General features: G+C 43.0%; 18 protein-coding genes and 1 pseudogene. 13 read left to right on the top strand and 6 right to left on the bottom strand.

The annotated features are described in order from the left end of the window. Positions 1–120: 120 nt before the first annotated feature. From IBX40_03110 to IBX40_03095, 4 genes are all read left to right on the top strand, one after another. Complete coding sequence (locus IBX40_03110) at positions 121–2901, top strand: leucine--tRNA ligase (protein ID MBE0523311.1); 2781 nt, start codon at positions 121–123, stop codon at positions 2899–2901. Positions 2902–3027: 126 nt separating this feature from the next. Further along, complete coding sequence (locus IBX40_03105; protein MBE0523310.1) at positions 3028–3471, top strand: SRPBCC family protein; 444 nt, start codon at positions 3028–3030, stop codon at positions 3469–3471. Between the two features lie 28 nt (positions 3472–3499). Further along, a complete protein-coding gene (locus tag IBX40_03100; GenBank protein MBE0523309.1) occupies positions 3500–3949 on the top strand; it encodes an N-acetyltransferase in 450 nt (149 codons plus the stop codon). Positions 3950–3984: 35 nt separating this feature from the next. Then, positions 3985–4764, top strand: a complete 780-nt coding sequence (locus tag IBX40_03095; GenBank protein ID MBE0523308.1) for an NAD+ synthase — start codon at positions 3985–3987, stop codon at positions 4762–4764. Between the two features lie 42 nt (positions 4765–4806). Here the strand turns inward: IBX40_03095 and IBX40_03090 are convergent, their stop codons facing one another. Then, the gene (locus tag IBX40_03090; protein ID MBE0523307.1) at positions 4807–5988 is read right to left on the bottom strand and encodes a radical SAM protein; all 1182 of its coding nucleotides are present in this window, start codon (positions 5986–5988) and stop codon (positions 4807–4809) included. 195 nt (positions 5989–6183) lie between these two features. Between IBX40_03090 and hyfB the strand changes: the two genes are divergently transcribed. The 7 genes and pseudogenes from hyfB to IBX40_03055 all read left to right on the top strand — a co-directional run bounded on the left by hyfB (position 6184) and on the right by IBX40_03055 (position 14099). Then, positions 6184–8202 (top strand): hydrogenase 4 subunit B, encoded by a 2019-nt coding sequence (gene hyfB, locus IBX40_03085; protein ID MBE0523306.1) that lies wholly within the window; start codon positions 6184–6186, stop codon positions 8200–8202. A 1-nt stretch (position 8203) separates the two neighbouring features. Next, on the top strand, positions 8204–9151 hold the full coding sequence (locus IBX40_03080; protein ID MBE0523305.1) for an NADH-quinone oxidoreductase subunit H: 948 nt from the start codon (positions 8204–8206) through the stop codon (positions 9149–9151). 1 nt (position 9152) lies between these two features. Beyond that, complete coding sequence (locus tag IBX40_03075) at positions 9153–9812, top strand: hydrogenase (GenBank protein MBE0523304.1); 660 nt, start codon at positions 9153–9155, stop codon at positions 9810–9812. Between the two features lie 4 nt (positions 9813–9816). Then, a complete protein-coding gene (locus tag IBX40_03070; protein ID MBE0523303.1) occupies positions 9817–11268 on the top strand; it encodes a hydrogenase 4 subunit F in 1452 nt (483 codons plus the stop codon). Positions 11269–11272: 4 nt separating this feature from the next. Further along, the gene (locus IBX40_03065) at positions 11273–12835 is read left to right on the top strand and encodes an NADH-quinone oxidoreductase subunit C (protein MBE0523302.1); all 1563 of its coding nucleotides are present in this window, start codon (positions 11273–11275) and stop codon (positions 12833–12835) included. Positions 12836–12843: 8 nt separating this feature from the next. Further along, a pseudogene (gene nuoB, locus IBX40_03060) lies at positions 12844–13661 on the top strand (NADH-quinone oxidoreductase subunit NuoB). Positions 13662–13664: 3 nt separating this feature from the next. Then, positions 13665–14099 carry a universal stress protein gene (locus IBX40_03055; GenBank protein MBE0523301.1) on the top strand — a complete coding sequence of 145 codons (435 nt, stop codon included), beginning with the start codon at positions 13665–13667 and terminating at the stop codon, positions 14097–14099. A gap of 148 nt (positions 14100–14247) precedes the next feature. On the opposite strand, the gene IBX40_03050 is transcribed toward IBX40_03055, so the two are convergent. From IBX40_03050 to fdhD, 4 genes are all read right to left on the bottom strand, one after another. Then, the gene (locus IBX40_03050) at positions 14248–14934 is read right to left on the bottom strand and encodes an ABC transporter ATP-binding protein (GenBank protein MBE0523300.1); all 687 of its coding nucleotides are present in this window, start codon (positions 14932–14934) and stop codon (positions 14248–14250) included. After that, entirely contained in the window at positions 14927–16045 is a 1119-nt protein-coding gene (locus IBX40_03045; protein MBE0523299.1) for an ABC transporter permease, read from the bottom strand. Before IBX40_03045 ends, IBX40_03050 begins: the two co-directional genes overlap by 8 nt. 11 nt (positions 16046–16056) lie before the next feature. Beyond that, the gene (locus IBX40_03040; protein MBE0523298.1) at positions 16057–17076 is read right to left on the bottom strand and encodes a hypothetical protein; all 1020 of its coding nucleotides are present in this window, start codon (positions 17074–17076) and stop codon (positions 16057–16059) included. Positions 17077–17543: 467 nt separating this feature from the next. Beyond that, positions 17544–18299 (bottom strand): formate dehydrogenase accessory sulfurtransferase FdhD, encoded by a 756-nt coding sequence (fdhD, locus tag IBX40_03035; GenBank protein ID MBE0523297.1) that lies wholly within the window; start codon positions 18297–18299, stop codon positions 17544–17546. Between the two features lie 8 nt (positions 18300–18307). Here fdhD and IBX40_03030 point away from each other — a divergent pair, with 8 nt between their 5' ends. Then, the gene (locus IBX40_03030) at positions 18308–19123 is read left to right on the top strand and encodes a carbon-nitrogen family hydrolase (protein ID MBE0523296.1); all 816 of its coding nucleotides are present in this window, start codon (positions 18308–18310) and stop codon (positions 19121–19123) included. An 83-nt stretch (positions 19124–19206) separates the two neighbouring features. After that, a complete protein-coding gene (locus IBX40_03025; GenBank protein ID MBE0523295.1) occupies positions 19207–19647 on the top strand; it encodes a hypothetical protein in 441 nt (146 codons plus the stop codon). Positions 19648–19693: 46 nt separating this feature from the next. Here IBX40_03025 and IBX40_03020 read toward each other — a convergent pair whose 3' ends face one another. Then, positions 19694–20386, bottom strand: coding sequence for a TIGR04283 family arsenosugar biosynthesis glycosyltransferase (locus IBX40_03020; GenBank protein ID MBE0523294.1), 693 nt, complete (start codon positions 20384–20386; stop codon positions 19694–19696). Positions 20387–20483 lie beyond the last annotated feature (97 nt).

Genomic DNA, 20483 nt, shown 5'->3' with positions numbered 1-20483 from the left:
TTATGGTCAATTGCTTAACTTTTATATAACTTTGTACTCTATTTAAGCCTTTAATTCAGAAAATATGATGCTTATATAGTTATATTACACCACTATCTCTAATCAATGGAGCTAACATCAATGGATTCCAATTATCACCCAAAGGAGATCGAGCCCAAATGGCAGCGCCGCTGGGAAGAAGCTGAAGTGTTCAAGGTCACCCAGGACCCGTCAAAACCAAAATACTATTGTCTGGAGATGTATCCCTACCCTTCTGCAGCGCTGCACATGGGACATCTGCGCAACTATGCCATCGGGGACAGCATAGCCAGACACAAGCGTATGCAGGGTTTCAACGTACTTTACCCAATGGGATATGATGCTTTCGGACTGCCTGCCGAGAATGCGGCAATAAAACAGAAGATCGATCCCGAGACCTGGACCCGCAGCAACATTGAAAGCATCAAGCAACAGCAGCAGAAGATGGGTCTGTCCTATGACTGGTCACGGCAGATCCAGAGCCTTGATGAAGATTATTATAAGTGGAACCAGTGGATATTCTTAAAATTCTTAGAAAAAGGTCTCACATACAGGCAAAATGCATTGATCAACTGGTGTCCTGACTGCGGCACTGTGCTGGCCAACGAGCAAGTAATAAATAACAGGTGCTGGCGCTGCTCATCCAAGGTGGAACAGCGGGAATTGAAACAGTGGTTCTTCAAGATCCGGAACTATGCTGATGAACTGCTTTCAAGCCTGGACTGCCTGGACTGGCCGGAATCTGTTAAAATAATGCAGCGCAACTGGATCGGTCGCAGCGAAGGTACCATCATCCAGTTCAAGATAGCCAAAACCGGTGAGCTCATCCCCATATTTACTACCAGACCTGATACCGTATTCGGGGTCACGTTCATGGTATTTGCCCCCGAACATCCCCTGGTCAGGGAATGGGTGGAAGGTACTGAGTACCAGACACCCTTTGAACAATTCCTCTCAGAAGTGCAGCAGATGGATAAGTTCCAGCGTACTGCAGTGGATAAAGAGAAGAAAGGGCTTTTCATAGGAAAATATGCAGTAAATCCATTAACTGGCGATCAGATCCCTGTCTATATTGGCAATTTTGTGATATATGAATACGGAGCCGGAGCAGTGATGGCAGTCCCTGCCCATGACCAGAGGGATTTTGAATTTGCCAGGGTACATGATATTCCAATAAAAGTTGTGATCCGGCCCCGGGATCAGGAGCTTATTGCTTCTGAAATGACTGAAGCTTTCGTAGATGACGGTGTACTAGTGCACAGCAGTGAATTCGATGGTATGGAAAACCAGGAAGCCATTGTCTCGATCAGCAAGAAACTGGAAGAAATGAAATTGGGCAAGCGTATGGTCAATTACAAATTGAGGGATTGGCTCATATCCAGGCAGCGATTCTGGGGCACCCCCATTCCCATAATATATTGCGAAAGCTGTGGTATTGTACCTGTTCAAATACAAGATCTGCCTGTTAAACTGCCAAAGGATGTGGAATTTACAGGTAGTGGTAATCCGCTTGAAACTTCTGAGAGTTTTGTTAATACTACCTGCCCCACCTGCGGTGCCCCGGCTCGCAGGGAGACAGATACCATGGACACTTTCGTGGATTCATCATGGTATTTCTTCAAATACTGCAGTCCCCACACCCAGGACGTGCCATTCGAAAAGGATTCGGCCGAATACTGGATGCCGGTGGACCAGTATATTGGTGGTATCGAACATGCCATTCTTCATCTGTTGTATGCCAGGTTCTTTACAAAAGCCCTAAGGGACATCGGGCTGACCGATATAGACGAGCCCTTCAGCAGGCTGCTGTGCCAGGGTATGGTAAATAAAGAAGCTTCATATTGTGATGTCTGTTGCAGGTTCCTGCCTCCAGGTGATTATCAGGAGGATTCATGTATTGCGTGTGATAGCAAAATTGTCATGAAGAGCGCAAAGATGTCCAAGAGCCTGGGCAATGTAGTGGACCCCCAGATGTTGATGAACAATTATGGAGTTGATGCTTCACGTTTCTTTATCCTGTTCGGCTCAAATCCCGAAAGGGAACTGGAATGGTCAGATTATGGTATCGAAAGCGTTTACAAATTCCTGGAAAAAGTCTATAGAGTCCTGATTGAATCACCTGAGGAAGTCAAAGACGAGGTGGATGCCAGGGACAATTACCTTAGATTCTTCACCCAAAAAACTATTAAGAACGTTACCTCGAGCTATGAAGAATTAAAGCTCAAAGATGCCATAAACAATGTAATGGCCCTGATCGATGAGATATCAGCTTATAAGGAGCATCCGGTTAATATGGATATCTTCGATAATGCCAGAATGATCGCAACCATTGTACTTAGTCCTGTGACACCACACCTGTGTGAAGAGGTTTGGGAGACAATGGGGCATGTTGATTTTATTGGTAATACACGGTGGCCTTCATACGATGAATCGGTGGTAAATCCATTAGACGAGTTCAAGTGGAATATGCTTCATGACCTTGCAGAAGACATCAGGGAGATCCTCAAGATCGCCAGGATAACATCTCCTCAAAGGATTGGAATATTCAACGCAGCCAGCTGGAAATTCGAATTGGCAGAACTTTTCAAGCAGGAGTTTGCCCAAACGAAGGACAGGGGTCAGATAATGAAAGCCATAATGGGAACTGATTTAAAGCGTTATGGTAAACAGGTGAACCAGATTCTAGGCAAATATATGAATGATCCTGCATTGGCCCCGTCAGTTGAAATGTCGCAGCAGGACGAATACATTTTCTTAAATAATGCTTCATCGATCCTGGAATCCTGGTTCGGTTGTCTGGTAGAATTTAATATTGAAGAGGATTCCCGGGAGAAGAAGGCAGCTAACGCTTTACCAGGGAAACCCGCTATTATGATAGAATAACATAATATTGATTATAATCATTCTCTACTTCCTAACACGCCGAAACATACTTGCCTTATAAAAAAAAGATTAAGAATACATAATTTCTGAACTTAACAGTACGTAATTAGCCAAAAGTAGATTTGTATGCCTGAATCACACATTGAATTTGAAGTTAATGCACCCATAGAAAAGGTATGGGGTGTCATGAGTAATCCCGGGAAGCATACCCACTGTATCCCCGGATTGCTGTCATGTGAAGTAACAGGTCCGGATACTACTTTATGGATAATGGAGATGCAGTTCGGTCCGTTTATAAAACGGGTCGAGATGCAAAGTAGAAACGTGGAAGTAGATCCACCTTACTATGGAACGTGGGAGGGGAAAGCAAAAGGCATTAAGATGAGCGGTCAAATTAACCTGAAAGAGAATTCCAGTTCCATTACACAGGTTTACTACAGGTTAGAATTAGAGCCTAAAAGTATATTTTTGCTATCCTTGATTTCTTTTATTGAAGAAAGATTGAAGCGTGATGTGATTCAATATGCCCGGAATGTGAAATATCAGCTTGAAAATAACAACAAATATTAAATTAAAATTTGTAGGAGGATAAATATTCTTGTTAAGAAAGGCCAGAGTTGAGGACGTGCCGCAGATACGGCAGCTCATTAATATTTATGCTCTAAAAGAGATCATGCTTCCCAGAGCCATAGGTGAAATTTACGAAAATATCAGGGACTTCTATGTAATAGAAAACGATGGGAAGGTCATTGCCTGCGGTGCCCTCCATGTTACATGGGAATATTATGGTGAGATCTTATCCCTCGCAGTAACACCAGAAGAACTAAGGAAAGGACACGGCACAAAAATATTTGAAGCCTGTATGAAAGAGGCATCGGAATTAGGTTTAAAGCATGTGGTAACACTTACTTATGCTAACGAATTTTTTGCACTTCATGGATTTAAGATAGTAGATAAATCATCACTTCCCCACAAGCTGTGGAGTATGTGTATTAAATGTACACGTTTCCCTGATTGTGACGAAATTGCAATGATGAAAGATATATAAATAATATATATTATTGAAACATATTTTGAGATAATATGTCAGATTTTGATCCTGAAAAAACCTGTAAGAAAATCACTCATTTTATTAGATCCTATTCAAAGCAATCAGGCACCAAAGGTGCTGTGATCGGGATGAGCGGCGGCATTGATTCAACACTCACCACTTACTTGACTGTAAAAGCGCTTGGTAGAGAAAATGTGCTGGGCGTGATTATGCCTGAAAAAAGCTCAACTACTGCCCACGATATACTTGATGCTACAGAAGTTGGAGATATCCTGCGTATTGAATATTCTGTGGTGGAAATAGCAAATATTCTGGATTCATTTTTATATTCAATACCGGAAGTGCTAGATTCAGAGATCGTTGCTACCGGAAATCTGAAAGCAAGGATAAGGATGTGTATACTTTATTATTATGCCAATATTATGAAATGCATGGTTGTCGGGACAAGTAACAGGACCGAACTTTTGTTAGGATATTTCACGAAATTCGGAGACGGAGGTGTGGACATTGAACCAATGGGCAACCTGTACAAGACTCAGGTCAGAAAAATGGCAGATTATCTTAAGGTGCCGAAACATATCATTGATAAACCTCCTTCAGCAGGTCTCTGGGCGGGCCAGACAGACGAGAATGAACTGGGTTTGAGTTATGAACAGATCGATAATGTGTTCTCAGAATTGCTGGATAAAAATGCATCTAAGGAATATGTAATAAACCGTTATGGTATCGAAGTAGAAGTAATAAATAGTCTTATAAAACGTATCGAAAATAATCGACACAAATCCAAAATGGCTCCTATTCCTCCAGAATAATATTGAAAAAACATAAATCTTATACGTTTGGTCAAGCCGAAATTATTGCAAAATGTCCTTATGACTATATTTCGAACCAGCACCTTCTGGTATCTTCTCAAGATTTATAAGGAATTGCGGGTCCTGCATCATACATAGATTCCTGCGGCCTTTAAAATCTTTTAAGGACCTGATAGTCTTCCAGGCGCCCTCAAGTTCTTTTCCATCCAACACATTCCCGAAATCAAATGGCATATAGGGGCATGCTTTGACAGAACCATCCACGCATACATGAGCCCAGCGCCTGCCTGCCATACATCCCAGCATCTCACCTTCAAAGAAGGAATTGGTAAATACCCTGGGACCAGGCCCCGGCTGGTTAAGGGTTTTATGCATATCTAAAATTACTTTTCTTTCATCAACAGATATCACCCTATCACCCGGGCGCTTGGCGACGCTCTCCCAGATACTGAATTCATGAACTCCTAACCGGCCAGCCAGATCGTATAAACCGGGCAGTTCGAACATGCGCTCGGGTGAGATATGGGTGGTCATGGTAACCAGCAAGCCGGCATCCACTCCCATTTTAATGGCATCCACTGCCTTTTTATAAGCACCTTCCAGCCGCCTGGTCTCGTCGTGTTTGGTCGGGTCAGTGCTGTAGATGCTGATAAGCAGGTTGTGAAGACCAGCATGCTTGAGCCTGGCAGCTTTTTCAGGAGTAATCTCCGTACCAGGAGTGAATAGATTGACTATGGCCTTATCTTTGTCAACATATTCCACAAGCTCAAAGATATCGTCCCGCAACATGGGATCGCCTTCTGTAAAGGTAATAATGAATGCTCCCATGTCCAGAGCCTGATCGATGATACTTTTTATTTGATCAGTGGTCATTTCACCCTTGCCTTCACTGACCGTGCAGTGTTCACAGTTGCATTTACATTCCCTGGTGATCTCGATGGAAACGGTTTCTGGCACGTATTTACCTAATGCACAGCTGACCTCAGCACGGATCAATCTGTTGAACACCTTGCTGGGAATGGGCGGCAGCCACGTGGATGCGATTACCGAATCTTCATCGACACGGGCGGGCTTCTCTTCCCGCAGCCGGTCATTGATGCGGTTCAAGGCTGGCCTGCAGGCAGCGCTCAAGGGTCCTGAAGCCATAAGTCGCATACCGCCAGTGGTTTCCATATCAACGCTTAAGCCTGGTATTGTAAGAACATTAATTTTTTCTTTATCCATGCAAACGGGTTATAGATTGAATGGACTATAATTCTTGTGTAATATTCCAATCCATTGATATATTTAAATACATAAACAACTTTAATGACCAATCTGTTAAATAATTAAAAAAAGCTGGAATGTCCAATACAATTCATAATTACAATTTTATATCCTGATTTGATGACAGGAATCAATAAATTTCTTTGAGAATTCATGGTTTCTACATTCTTGTTCTTAGGGATTATTTTCACATATTTGATTGGGGGAGCTTTGTCTATCGTTTTTCATAGAAACGATCGTCTTGTAACATATGCATCATTCATAAGTTCATTTATTGCATCCGTTTTTGGGATCATCTTTTCATGGTCTGTAATGTTAGGCAATACTTTTGTCCTTAATCTACCAGGAACTTCCATTTTGAAATTCGGTGTTTCTATAGATAAATTGTCTGCGTTTTTCATTCTGGTGATTTCCATCACATCATTGGCGGTCTCCATTTATTCAATCGGCTATGTAAAGGAATATTTCGGGAAAAAGGACATTGGATACCTTGGTCTGTTATATAACATGTTCATTCTTTCAATGATCCTGGTGGTATCAGCCAGTAATGCAGTCATGTTCCTGATTGTCTGGGAATTGATGTCTGTCATATCCTATTTCCTTGTGATCTATGAACATGAAAAGCCAGAAACCAGACGTGCGGGTCTTATCTACATAATAATGACCCATATAGGTACGGGATTTATCATCCTGTCCTTCCTGATCCTGGCAGGTGCAAGCGGCAGTTTCAATTTTGAATCATTCCAGGGTGCTGGTGAGTTACTGCCTTCTTCTTTCAAGGATATGGTATTCCTGTTCGCCTTAATCGGTTTCGGGACAAAGGCTGGGATCGTACCGCTGCATATCTGGCTCCCATATGCACATCCGGCGGCACCAAGCAATGTGTCTGCATTGATGTCAGGTGTTATGATAAAAACTGCAATATATATGCTGATCAGGGTTTGCTTTGATTTCCTGGGTGCTGATGTATTATGGTGGGGGGTACTTCTCCTGATAGTTGCCTGTATCTCATCGCTTCTGGGCGTGATGTATGCCCTAATGGAGCATGATATAAAGCGCCTGCTGGCTTATCACAGTGTGGAGAATATTGGTATCATCCTTATAGGAGTGAGTTTGGCCATGATCTTCATGTCCTCGGGACATCCTGATCTGGCGGCGTTCGGATTAATTGCAGGACTCTATCATCTTATAAACCACGCTATGTTCAAATCCCTACTGTTTTTGGGAGCAGGTTCGATAATATATTCAACCCATACAAAGGATATTGAAGCACTGGGCGGTCTTATAAAGAAGATGCCATGGACGGCCCTGTTCTTCCTCATAGGTGCCGTATCCATATCTGCTCTTCCTCCTTTGAACGGTTTTGTCAGTGAATGGCTGATGTTCCATGCCCAGTTGCTCAGCATAAACCTGACAAATAACATGGTAACCATCCTGGTTCTTTCCAGTGGGGCAGCCCTTGCCCTTACAAGTGCGCTTGCTGCAGCATGTTTTGTCAAGGCATTTGGGATAAGTTTTCTTGCGCTGCCCAGGACCGAACATGCCGAAAGTGCAAAAGAAGTACCCATCTCCATGCTGGCAGGGATGGGAATCCTCTCCTTCATGTGTATCGTACTTGGAATCTCGGCCTTTTATGTGGTGGGAATACTTGATTCGGTCTCGGCACCAATTATAGGCACAAGTATCGCTTCACAGATCACTTCTAATCTTTCCATTGCCACTATACCTTCATTTGGTGGCAGTATTTCCACCACATGGATTGCATTATTGATAATTTTGCTAATACTGATACCGATCATACTGTTACGATCTAACCGGACCTCGAAATATGAAACGTGGGGATGTGGCCAGCCCGAATCCACAGCAAGGAATGAATACACTGCAACAGCTTTCTCAAAACCTATACGGATGTGGCTGGGAAATATATATAGGCCACACAGGGAGATCCATACCACATATTCGAATTCGCAGTTCTTCAAGACCTCTTTCAAGTTCGAATCCCACATCGAGCAGGTATTTGAACAATATCTATACGATCCACTTGTAGAATTCATACTGTCGATCTCCAGGAGGCTAAAGATTATCCAGATTGGCAGTATCCATGCATACCTGGCCTATATCTTTGTAGTACTGGTACTCCTTCTGATATCTATTATTGCGGGTGGTCTCTGAAATGATCGTACAGCTCGTGATTGTTCTCTTTCAGTTACTGATCATTCTGGCACTGGCCCCGCTATTGAACGGATTGATCAAAAAAGTGAAAGCATTCTTCACGTTACGAAAAGGCCCCGGTTTATTTCAATCCTATCATGAACTGATAAAACTCATGCGCAAAGACTCTGTTGTGTCAGATAAAGCTTCATGGCTATTCCATGCAGCACCCGTGATCTCATTTGCATCCATACTTGCAGCAGGTCTTTTGATCCCTTTATATGCCACGGTGTTGCCACTTGGGTTTGCCGGGGATCTGATTGCAGTGGTTTACCTATTTGCACTGGCCCGGTTCTTCATTGCACTGGCAGCACTGGATACAGGCAGCTCATTCGGGGGTATGGGTGCCAGCCGTGAAATGTTCGTGGCTTCACTTGTGGAGCCTGCAATGATGCTTTCGATCTTTGCAGTGGCAGTGAATGTGGGAACCACGAATCTGGGATTAATTTCTTCAGAAGTCTCATTACAGGGCTTTGGTGTTATGTCACCTTCACACCTGCTTGCTTTTGTGGCATTTTTTATTATTGCCATAGCCGAGACCGGCAGGATCCCGGTGGACAACCCGGCAACTCATCTTGAATTGACCATGATCCATGAAGCCATGATCCTTGAATATTCTGGAAAACAGCTGGCTATGGTGGAACTTGGGGTAATGGTGAAACAGTTACTGGTGTTCTCGCTGCTTGCCAACATCTTCTTCCCGTGGGGCATATCTTCAGGTTTGAATATAGGGATGGTGGCTTCTTTGCTATTCTTCGTCATCAAGGTAGGTGTGCTGGGAGTCTGCATGGCCGTGGTAGAGAGCACAACAGCAAAATGGAGATTGTTCAGGCTCTCAGATCTGATGTCAATCTCTCTTATGATGGCATTTTTAGCCATAGTTTTTGTTATTATCATGAGAGGCGTATAACATGTCGGAAATTATGTTCGGGTCTGGTCTTATGCAGTCCATCATTGCAATAATCCTGGTCTCCACATTCATGGTGTTAGGTTCGAAGCGACTCTATACCTGTGTTCGTGCATTCCAGTTCCAGTCATTGCTGATAGCCTGCGTGGCAGGTATAGTAGCTTATTCAACAGGCAGGAGCGATATCTATATCGTAGCTTTACTTACTCTGATCATTAAAGCCGTCATTATCCCGTATTTGTTTTTTTATATCATCAGGGAGCTCAAAGTAAAAAGGGAGATCGAATTATTTGTTAATATTTCACCATCTCTTTTGATAGGGGGTGTGCTGGTAGTTATTTCATATTATCTGGCACGCTCGATCAACCACGATACCGGACTTTCCAGTTATGCCCTGTCCGCTTCCATGTCACTGCTCCTTATCGGGCTATTCATCATGATCAGCCGCAAAAAAGCGATATTGCAGATGCTGGGTATTCTTATAATGGAGAACGGGCTGTTTCTGGGAGCAATTTCCCTTACATACGGGATGCCCCTGTTAATAGAACTCGGTATATTTTTTGACATCCTGGTTGGTGCGCTCATTATGGGTGTCTTGATCTTCAGGATAAACAGGACATTCGAGACCATCGATACAGACAGGTTGACCACATTAATGGAATGATACAATGATCGAATATTTACTGCTGGCGCCGGTTTTTACAAGCCTGTTATGCTTCACTTTAAAAAAGCAAAAACAGATCGAGATCATAAACCTGACAGGATCAACAGTAACGCTGCTATTGGGATCGTCTCTGGTGGTCAGGGTCTTCAGGGAAGGAACAGTTGTCACATGGAAAGATATGCTGTTTGCTGACGCTTTCAGTGCATATCTGGTACTCATCGTCTCGCTGGTGGGTTTTACAGTGTCAATGTATTCCATCGGCTACATGGGATATGAAATACGACACGGCAGCATGGATATGAAGAGACTGAGACTGTATTACGGCCTGTTCCATCTCTTCATGTTTAGCATGCTGCTGGTGGGTGTGACCAATATTCTCGGCCTCTGGATCGCCATAGAAATGACCACGCTTATTTCGGCGCCTCTTATGATCCTTTATTCAAAAAAATCATCCGTGGAGGCCGCATGGAAATATCTGATAATATGTACTGTTGGCATTACCTTCGCACTGTTCGGAACTATACTGACCTATTATGCAGCCGTCCAGGTATTTGGTGAGCACCAGGAAGCTATTAACTGGGCTCACCTTATTACTGTTGCAGAACGGTTCGATCCCATGCTCATGAAGATCGCGTTCATATTTATTTTGATAGGTTATGGTACAAAGGTCGGACTTGCCCCCATGCATACCTGGCTGCCTGATGCTCACAGCGAGGCCCCCTCTCCGGTAAGCGCACTACTTTCTGGCGTATTACTGAATTGCGCCATGTATGCCATTATCCGCTTCCGCACCATTACCGCCCCATCCACAGGTGCAGATTTTACCAACAATCTCCTGATCATCTTCGGACTTCTTTCCCTTGGCATAGCGGTCCCTTTCATCATATTGCAGAAGGACTATAAACGGCTCCTCGCCTACAGTAGTGTGGAACACATGGGGATAATAGCGGTAGGCATCGGTTTCGGGGGCGTTCTTGGAACATATGGTGCTTTGTTGCACATGTTCAATCACGCGGTGACCAAGTCACTGATGTTCTTTGGGGCAGGGAACGTACTTTTGAAATATGGGACTAAAAGGATAGATAAGGTGAGCGGGGTCGTCAAGTCAATGCCCCTGACAGGCACAATGCTGATATTAGGAGGACTTGCCATAACAGGCTCACCGCCGTTTGGGATTTTCATAAGTGAATTTACTGTGCTGGCGGCAGGATTTTCCCAGGGGAAAATAGTCTCCACGGTGCTGGTACTTTTATTTATCATAATGATCTTTGCCGGATTCTTCAACCACATCAGCAGAATGGCACTAGGCACACCACATCCAGATGTGAAGGGGGAAGTAAGTAGATGGAACCTTGGAGCAATGGTATTTCTTATGGTGTTCGTACTGGTACTTGGAGTGTACATTCCTCAACCGTTTTATGAGATGATCATGAACGTGGTGGAAATTGTGAGATGATAATATGAATGAAGTTTTTGATACTGTCATATATGAATTCAAATCGCAGATCCTTCAGCGAAAGGTTGCATCTAACGAGTTATATCTTACTGTTGAAAATGATGCTGTAATAGGTATTTGTAATTATCTGTACACTCATTTCAATGCCCCGCTTGTGTTGATGTTTACCACGGATGAGAGAGGAACTGCGGGACATTTCAAAATTCATTACGTTTTTTCCTTTGATAACGAAGATGCATTTATTATTATCAGGATATATGTAGACGAGGCAGCACCTCAATTCCAGACCCTTACCCACAGGATCCCGGCTGCCAACTGGTATGAACGTGAGATACATGATATGTTTGGCCTGACTCCAGTGGGACACCCGGACCCGAGACGGCTGGTCGTGTTCGAGGACTGGCCTCATGGGTGCTATCCCTTAAGAAAAGACTTTGATATCAGTTCAACCCCTAAGCGTGTGGAAGGGGAATATATATACCGCCATGTTGAGGGTGAAGGTGTGTATGAGATCCCGGTGGGACCTGTTCATGCGGGTGTCATAGAACCGGGACATTTCAGGTTCAGTGTCGCAGGTGAACCCATACTCAATCTTGAGATCAGGCATTTCTATACCCACAAGGGAGTGGAGAAATTATTTGAGAATCTGGAAATCAATAAAGCGGTGTTTCTGTCAGAACGCATATCTGGTGACAACTCAATGGCCCATGCTGTGGCTTTTTGTCAGGCAATTGAGCAGATAGCAGGTATCGGGATTCCGTCCCGGGCAAAATATATACGGACAATCCTGCTAGAACTTGAAAGATTGTATAACCATGTGGGTGATATTGGTGGAATTGCAACTGATGTAGGCTATTATGCCGGGGCTGCACATGCTAATAAGCTCAGGGAAGATTTGTTAAGGTTGAACGAAGCACTCACAGGCAGCAGATTGCTCAGGGGCATGAATACCATAGGTGGTATTCGGCGTGACCTCAGCAATAAGCAATATATTATATCAAGATTATCAACGCTTCAGCACGATTTCAGAGGATTGATGGAATTGCTGTTAAACACTCCTTCTGTGGTAGATAGAATGGAAACGACAGGATTCATTAGTGAAGAGATTGCACGGTCATTGCATGTAGTGGGTCCCATAGCACGGGCTTCAGGTATTAGAAGGGACACCAGATGTGACCATCCGTATGCGGCTTATCAGGAATTTGATTTTAAGGTAAAGGTGCAGGATAAAGGGGATGTATTTGCCAGGACGTCTGTTCGTGCTGATGAAGTTAATGAATCAATGAGTATTATTGAGCAGGCATTGCAATCCTTACCAGAGGGAGATATTAAAACACACATCAGGGACATACCAGATGGATGTGCCCTTGGGTATACAGAGGCACCGCGAGGTGAAACACTGTACTGGGTTATGGTCCGTGACGGGAGGATCGAGAGATGCAAGGTAAGGGATCCATCCTTCTGTAACTGGCTGGCCATTGAGTATGCTGTGCTGGATAATATCGTGCCGGATTTCCCTCTCATAAACAAGAGTTTAAGCTTATCATATTCTGGTAATGATATGTAGGTGGATCGATGTTCAATATCCTAAAAAAAACCATTAAAACCGGCATTGTAACTTCAAAATATCCAGAGATAAAGGATGACGTACCTGAAGGATTTCGCGGAAAACCGCAAATACTCTCAGAAAAATGCATACTTTGCGGAGATTGTGCAGATGCGTGCCCGTCCGGAGCATTAAAGCTGGAACAGGAGGGAAATGAAAAGGTACTTACTCTCTCCTATTGCGGCTGTATTTTCTGCGGCAGATGTGAGGAGGTCTGCCAGAATTATGCGATCGAACTTACAGGGGAATTTGAGATGGCTTCAAAGACAAAGGATGATCTGTACACTGTAATTCGGAGGAGATCATGACAGTCGAGGATGAGATCGAGATCATGGGGCAGCGTCTGCATTCAAGGATCAGGCATATCTTCGGCCGATCGCTTGCCATTCGGGAAGTAGACGCCGGATCGTGCAACGGCTGCGAGGTTGAGGTTGTTTCATTGTCAAATCCCATCTATGATATCGAACGTTTCGGCATTCATATTGTAGCATCCCCGCGCCATGCTGACATGCTTTTGGTTACAGGGCCGGTCACTAGGAACATGGAACTTGCCCTCATAAAGACATATAATGCCACACCTTCTCCCAAGCTTGTGGCGGCCATGGGTTCATGTGCCTGCAGCGGAGGTATTTTTGGAAATACCTATGCAAGCTGTGGTGGTGTTGATAAACTCCTGCCAGTGGATGTCTATATACCTGGATGTCCACCCAGGCCCGGGGCAGTAATATTCGCTTTAATGGTGGCAATGGACAAGTTTGAGCCGAAAGATGGTCAGAACAGAGGTTAGAGCATGACAAGATATGAAATACTGTTAGCAACCGACGGCTCGCAGTGGGGACACAAAGCCGAGATCGCAGCCATGAAGATCGCCAGGTCATATGAGATCCGTATGGCAGCCATTTATGTGGCAGTTGCACGAAAGGACTCGGCCCGGGAGGAACTGGTGGCAAAGGGTGAGGAAGTACTGAACAGCGTGGTAGAAATGGGAGCCGGGATGGGAATCCAGGTGGATAAGATCCTGGTGGGAGTAAGCATGCAGCACATGCCAAAAAGGGGCGCATGTGCCGAATCCATTGCCAAGGCCATCCTGGATGCTGCTGGGAAATACAAGGTGCACACCATAGTATTGGGCAGCAAGGGCGAGAGTGAGATCAACCCGGAGATCGGGAGCGTGGCGCTTGAAGTGGTCAAGAAAACGAACTGTACCGTGCTGGTGGCACGGTAAGGAATGAATTTTTTATGTACGAATTTGCCATGATTTTCAAATCCACCTTCAATTACGAGTATGTGGAGATGCGAATTGAAACTCATTCTTTCGAAAATGGATTCAGTACAACAATAGCTACTTTATAAACGCTATTAGCTCAGTAATATCAATTTTTAACCATACCATCGATGAGCGTAATGGTTCTGTCAGTCCTGTCTGCTACCCACACGTCATGGGTCACAATTATCACAGTCTGTCCTCCATCAGATAACTGCCGGAAGATGTTGACAATTAATTCCCTCGTCTTAGTATCCACTTCACCGGTAGGTTCGTCTGCAAGGATGATGGCCGGTTTGTTTACCAGGGCCCGGGCAATACTTACCCTTTGTTGCTCGCCTCCGCTCAACTCTGAAGGTTTATGGTTCAACCGGTCGCCCAGCCCCATCTCTGTAAGAACTTCTTTTGCTCTGCGAATTCGATCATTTTTATGTTTCCGGGCAAACCTCATAGCTATCTCCACATTACCAAGAGCTGTCAAAGCAGGCAACAGGTTAAAATGCTGGAATACAAAACCTATCTTTTCGCGGCGCAACCTGGGAAATTCCTTCCCCTCTGACTTCGTTACTTCAATACCATCAATAAATACATCCCCTTCAGTAGCACTGTCCAGCATGCCTATTAAAGAAAGCAGCGTTGATTTCCCAGAACCAGAAGGGCCTACTATACTGATAAGTTCCCCTCGTTCAACCTCAATATCCACACCTTGTAAAGCATGTACCGGGACCTTTCCCTGCATGTATGTCTTTTTGAGGTTCCTGGTCTTCAGAATAATATCGGCGCCATCATCATTCATATCTCAACGCCTCCATTGGACTCATCCTGGTGGCCCTGATGGCTGGATATAGCCCGGATAATGTCCCAAGTAAGATTGCAAATGCCATAGCAATGATAACCAGCCTGGGTGTTATAAGGAATAAGACAATACCCTGATCAGATAACCATGTATTCATCCCATAAACCACTGCACACCCGGCAGCCAATCCAAACAAACCCCCCAATATACCCATAATTGTAGCTTCTCCGACTGTCATTAATAAAATGTCACGCCTCTCAGCCCCCAATGCCTTTAGGATCCCGAATTCCTTGGTACGTTCCATGACTGACATAAGCATGGTATTCATCACGCTCAAGCCGCCGATAATAGCAGCTAAAAGAGCTGCACTGATGGTAATGACCGAGAATATTGCCAGGTTTTGTTTCGCTTCCGCTTCCAGTTCACTTGGTGAGAGAGTATCCACTCCATCTACACTGATCTTGATCCTTTTGGCCAAAAGATCACCATCCACACCTTCTTCCGGGATTGCGAAAATCATGGAAACCATATCGCCCATCTCGAACAGATCCTGGGCAATGTCCAGGGGAACTGCAGCCGTAGCATCAAAGAAACTGCCAGTATATTCCAGAATCCCCACAACAGTGAAATTCTTATCATTTATCTCAAGCCTGTCTCCCAGACTAAGTTTATACTGGCTGGCTATACTGCTTCCGACTACTGTCTCATACCTGTCACCCCGCATTAAAAACCTCCCCTCCTTAACCTTTACTGGTGATAGCACAACCTGTGATTTTTCAGGTGGAAGCCCCACTACCTGGCTACCAGTGAAACTTATACCACCACCTTCTTCTAAAGGAGCCATCAGCAGTCCATAGGCATCATTAACACCCGGAACTCTTCTTACTTCAGCAGCTTTGCTGTTTGTGATGCTGCCTCCGAATACCCCGCTGGCACCAAAGACACGTATCTTATCAGCTGTCAGGGCAAAGGATTTCTCAAATGTCTGGTTGAAATTCTCAGACATTGCTCCCATGACTATTACAGCAAAAATGCCCAAACCTATCCCGAACACTGTCAGACCGGTCCTGATCTTCCTCTGGGATAGATTGCGTAGGATTATATCAAACAAGAGTGTATCTCCTATCTCTTTCCAAAAATAAAGGTCAGAATAATCATGCTAACAATACCCATGACTGCTGAAAATCCGGGTGTTTTTGGTTTTTCTGTTGTGCCTACAGGATTTACCTTTTCAGGGATCAATAATACAGTTTCATATCTATCTAAGATCTCACCATCTAGTGTTTTAGCTTTAATAAATACTTTATATGCACCCGGGTCCAGGTCATTCCAGATAATTCCTACTGTATCATCCCGGCCCGAAGTCAGGATGTCGGGTTTACCGGAAAATGTCTTATAATGGGTATCATCCTGCTGAAGTTCGACTTCAACTATGCCATCAAAAGGTACCTGGGATTTCCCAATCAGAGTAACACTGACACCAAAATCATCTACATCCACATCAGTCTCATCTATCTCCACATCCTGTCCGGATGTAAATCCAGTAGAATAAGTGGTAATAGTTTTCGGAGTATGAGAGAAAGATTTGAGCCGCACCATATAACCAGTATGGTCTTCAAGAAGGATCGGCCAATTAATAGAAACCTGTATGGTTTGCATTACAGGAATATTTTCCTTTATCTGGGTATCTATTATTTCACCTTCCTTTATTAGTTGAAATGAAAAATCAGCCACACCAGGTTGGTTTACACTTCTAGGTGTTAATAATACACTGGTCCCGCTGCTGGTCGGGCTTAGATCTACGATCTGGAATCTGGGAAGTGTTTCAAATCCATAACTAAAGGAGTCAATGGCCTCAGCAGCAAGTTCACCATTATTGTAAACACGTGCTGTGGCATCATATACCCTGAATTGGAAATGATGTTTATCCCAAAAAATTACCCTGGTTGTTTCTTTATCTGGAATTATATCCATTTCAATAGTCTGGGATTCCAGAATTTCATTATCATGAGCGAGACTGAAAATTATTGATCCATTTATCTGGTCATGAGATCGTAATGTTATGTCCATACTATTTTCATCAGAGAATGCTGAAATGATCTCGATTGGGTTTTCTGCTGCAGCAGGACTAAAAATAAGCATTGATAACAAAATTATAAAAAGTAATACTGTTATGATTTTCATCATTCTTAATTGATTCAAGTAATAAAAAAGAGTTTTGCAATTATTTATTGTCTATGGTACCCGTAAAGGAGGTTACGGATACCATCTGACATCTTCAGACCTATATAACGACGAATATTATCCATCGCTAATTATATATTTTGAATTTATGGGTTATAACATTTTTGTATCTGTGTAAATAAGTTAATAAATCTATAATAATAAACCACCAATAATCATTATAATTAACTTATTATAAAAATGGCTATATACCCCACAACTTGTTCTACTGAGGTCTATTTTAAAATATTGAATGATGTATACGATATATTTTTGCAAAGTTAGCAAACATATATTTCCTGTCGATATTGATCAATTTTTATTAAAATTCTACTGTCAGGGCAAATATGTATAAAAATTTTAAATGTCGGCCGAATTTCAGCCTATTAATCAGTTAAACCGTCCAGACGCTGTGGATTTGCAAACACAGTTAAGCTTTCGCGAGTAGCAAAACCCACCAGACAAATACCAGTCTTTCTGGCAGTTTCAATACCGCTATTTAATGGTGCAGTTTTGGTCACAACCATGGGAATTCCTGCCCTGGCTGCTTTTAAGATCATACCTGCCGGCTGGCGTCCCGTAGATAGAAGGAAATGCTGTCCAGGATCAAATTCATCGATTAGAGCCTGTCCAATGGCTTTATCAATAGCATTATGGCGGCCCACATCAACAGCACTTGCCACACAATTGCCTAATTTGTCAATAATGCAGGCAGCGTGGGTGCCTCTGGTCAATTGATAGATATCTGATTCCATATAATGCAATGATTTTTTGATTATGGCAGGATTAAAACGTGTATTTGATTGTACTTTAACGTCCTCGTTATGTTCCCAGTTTATACCTATACACCCTGATGAGCGTATCTCGAACCATAAATCGAAATGGTCATTTTGTGCGATCCGGGTAAAAATCCTATTATTATCAATCCTGACATCTTCAATTTCAGATCGTGTCCGGACGATTCCTTCACATACCAGATATCCCACTGCAAGTTGTTTAAGCTGCTCGGGTGTTGCTAAAATGGATGCAATACGTTTATTGTTGACATAGAGTTCAATGGTTTCCTCTATGGCAGCAATAAATTTAGATTCCAGAGCACCAGAATCACTTATCTTAATTGTCTCATATTCTTTTTTATACATAGTAACTGATGATTTATCCCGATTTACTGGAATATTTATTTACTTATACCATAAAGAGATTGTTTGTGATCACAGCAATCGTACAGATGGATGTACTTCACTGCCAAAAGGAAGTAAATCTTGAACGAGCCATAGATTATATTAATAAAACCAAAGCAGAAATAATCGTGTTTCCTGAAGTTTTTACTACAGGATTTTGTTATGATAGAATCGACGAGTTGGCTGAGTCAGATCCTTTTCCTACGATCGGGAGATTAAGACAGGTCTCAAAAGAGAATGAAATCATTATAATTGGCTCCATCATTGTTTCCGGGCCAGGAATTAAGTATTATAACCTGGGTTTTGTACTGGATAAAGGAGACCTTGCTGGCACTTACCGCAAAATCCATCCCTTCGGAACCGAAAAAGAATATTTCCATAAGGGCGACAGCATTAAACTGATCAGCACTTCCAGAGGTAAAATTGGACTCATGATATGTTATGATATCAGATTCCCTGAAATGGCCCGAAAACTGGCTCTGGATGGTGCCGACATTCTTATCACTGTAGCCCAGTTCCCATCCAGACGGCAGGATCACTGGGATATATTGATCCGTGCCAGAGCTATTGAGAACCAGGTCCCTCATCTGGCCTGCAACCGGATAGGGTCTGATCCCCACAACGATTTTGAGGGGGGTTCTGCTGTGATCGATGCCTGGGGAAATGTGCTTGCCAATGCAGGAGATGAAGAAGGAATTATTACTGCAAAAATTGATTTGGAAGAGACAAAGCGCGTCAGAAAAAAAATATCTTGTTTTTTGGATCGGCAGGAAGAATTGTATTGAAACAATAGTCCTGCCTTACTCCTGGAAAAAAATGACATTTATTGAGAACATTAAACTAATATGGATCAGGATATTGTGTTATTATGAAGGAGTTTGAATCTGACAGGGCCAAAGTGAAGATACCAAAAGGATACCGGATGTCTATTATCAAACTATATTTCTGGGTAGGCCTGATATCAGCACTGCTGCTCAGGCTTGTGATCATTGCAGACCATTACGGGGATATCTATGCACGCGTGTTGTGGTACCTGGGAGTGTTGGGGTATTTATGGTTCTTTGCACACAGGTATCACATTGGTAAGCGCAGGTATGGGGTGATAAAAGACCTGAAGTTACTTGAGAAGATAGAAACCCGTGAACCTCTCACTGAAGAAGATTTTGAGGGACTCAATTATGTCATGTGGAGTCTTTCTGTGTCCAAGGAGAGGTTGAATTACCTTGTTATCTTTGCGTTTTCGGTGATAGCTATTGTGCTGTCGCTTACACTGGATTTTGGGATTGTGAGGGTTGTTTGGGGTGAATAGGTGTTGTTTTTTGCAGCGGACCTCATCAATGTGGTAAATGAAAAATTTATTTATCCACAATATATTTTCCCAAAAATCCTGGTCTGAATCCTAATGCATTCATAATAACAGCCAATATGAAAACAATGGAGAGCTTCATCCTGCCCTTGCTGATATATCGTCGGGAAGAGGTATGAATCCTGCAATCTATTTGCTTCAGTTTGCCAAATTTCTTAGCCTTTCGACAGATCTCTACATCCTCAAGAAAAGGTATGTCATCATATCCCCCTATTTTTTCAAATATATCTTTCTTTATAAAAAATCCATAATCACCATAAAAGATATTGGTCAATCTGGTCCTGAAATTTCCCAATAAGCTCACCAATGTTAAGAAAATGTCAGTATCTTTGAATCTTTGTGTAAAACCACCTCCAATTATGGCCGGATCCTCCAGTTCCATCGTTATAATCCTTAAAGAACCTTTGTCAATCAGACTATCAATATGAAGAAAGAGCAGGATATCTCCCCGGGCCCTCTTGGCTCCCATATTCATCTGGTAGCCCCTTCCCTTTTTCGTTTCCAGCAATTCAAACCCGTGCCGAAAAGAAGTTAAGTATTCATGGATCTGGCCAATCGTCCTGTCAGTACTCCCCCCGTCCACTAAAATCAGCTCAAAATCATTATCCATATTATTAAGATGTAACAGGAATTTTCCTACATATTCTTCTTCATTTAGTACAGGTGTGATTATTGATATCATTGACGATTAATATGAGAAACACTCATATAATAAAAAAGTTAACAAATTGATGAGGTTTTACATTGCATCTAGGTTCCATCAAATTTGAAACTGATAA

The organism is Methanosarcinales archaeon (assembly GCA_014859725.1).
In the GTDB taxonomy this organism is placed as follows: Archaea; Halobacteriota; Methanosarcinia; order Methanosarcinales; family Methanocomedenaceae; genus Kmv04.
This window is presented reverse-complemented; position numbering and strand designations above follow the sequence as displayed.

Excerpts from the sequence above, each read along its gene's own strand:
- IBX40_03110 (MBE0523311.1), top strand. The coding sequence starts at position 121 with ATGGATTCCAATTATCACCCAAAGGAGATCGAGCCCAAATGGCAGCGC.
- IBX40_03105 (MBE0523310.1), top strand. The coding sequence starts at position 3,028 with ATGCCTGAATCACACATTGAATTTGAAGTTAATGCACCCATAGAAAAG.
- IBX40_03095 (MBE0523308.1), top strand. The coding sequence starts at position 3,985 with ATGTCAGATTTTGATCCTGAAAAAACCTGTAAGAAAATCACTCATTTT.
- IBX40_03090 (MBE0523307.1), bottom strand. The coding sequence starts at position 5,988 with ATGGATAAAGAAAAAATTAATGTTCTTACAATACCAGGCTTAAGCGTT.
- hyfB (MBE0523306.1), top strand. The coding sequence starts at position 6,184 with ATGGTTTCTACATTCTTGTTCTTAGGGATTATTTTCACATATTTGATT.
- IBX40_03080 (MBE0523305.1), top strand. The coding sequence starts at position 8,204 with ATGATCGTACAGCTCGTGATTGTTCTCTTTCAGTTACTGATCATTCTG.
- IBX40_03075 (MBE0523304.1), top strand. The coding sequence starts at position 9,153 with ATGTCGGAAATTATGTTCGGGTCTGGTCTTATGCAGTCCATCATTGCA.
- IBX40_03070 (MBE0523303.1), top strand. The coding sequence starts at position 9,817 with ATGATCGAATATTTACTGCTGGCGCCGGTTTTTACAAGCCTGTTATGC.
- IBX40_03065 (MBE0523302.1), top strand. The coding sequence starts at position 11,273 with ATGAATGAAGTTTTTGATACTGTCATATATGAATTCAAATCGCAGATC.
- IBX40_03055 (MBE0523301.1), top strand. The coding sequence starts at position 13,665 with ATGACAAGATATGAAATACTGTTAGCAACCGACGGCTCGCAGTGGGGA.
- IBX40_03050 (MBE0523300.1), bottom strand. The coding sequence starts at position 14,934 with ATGAATGATGATGGCGCCGATATTATTCTGAAGACCAGGAACCTCAAA.
- IBX40_03040 (MBE0523298.1), bottom strand. The coding sequence starts at position 17,076 with ATGCTTATTTTTAGTCCTGCTGCAGCAGAAAACCCAATCGAGATCATT.
- fdhD (MBE0523297.1), bottom strand. The coding sequence starts at position 18,299 with ATGTATAAAAAAGAATATGAGACAATTAAGATAAGTGATTCTGGTGCT.
- IBX40_03030 (MBE0523296.1), top strand. The coding sequence starts at position 18,308 with ATGATTTATCCCGATTTACTGGAATATTTATTTACTTATACCATAAAG.
- IBX40_03025 (MBE0523295.1), top strand. The coding sequence starts at position 19,207 with ATGAAGGAGTTTGAATCTGACAGGGCCAAAGTGAAGATACCAAAAGGA.
- IBX40_03020 (MBE0523294.1), bottom strand. The coding sequence starts at position 20,386 with ATGATATCAATAATCACACCTGTACTAAATGAAGAAGAATATGTAGGA.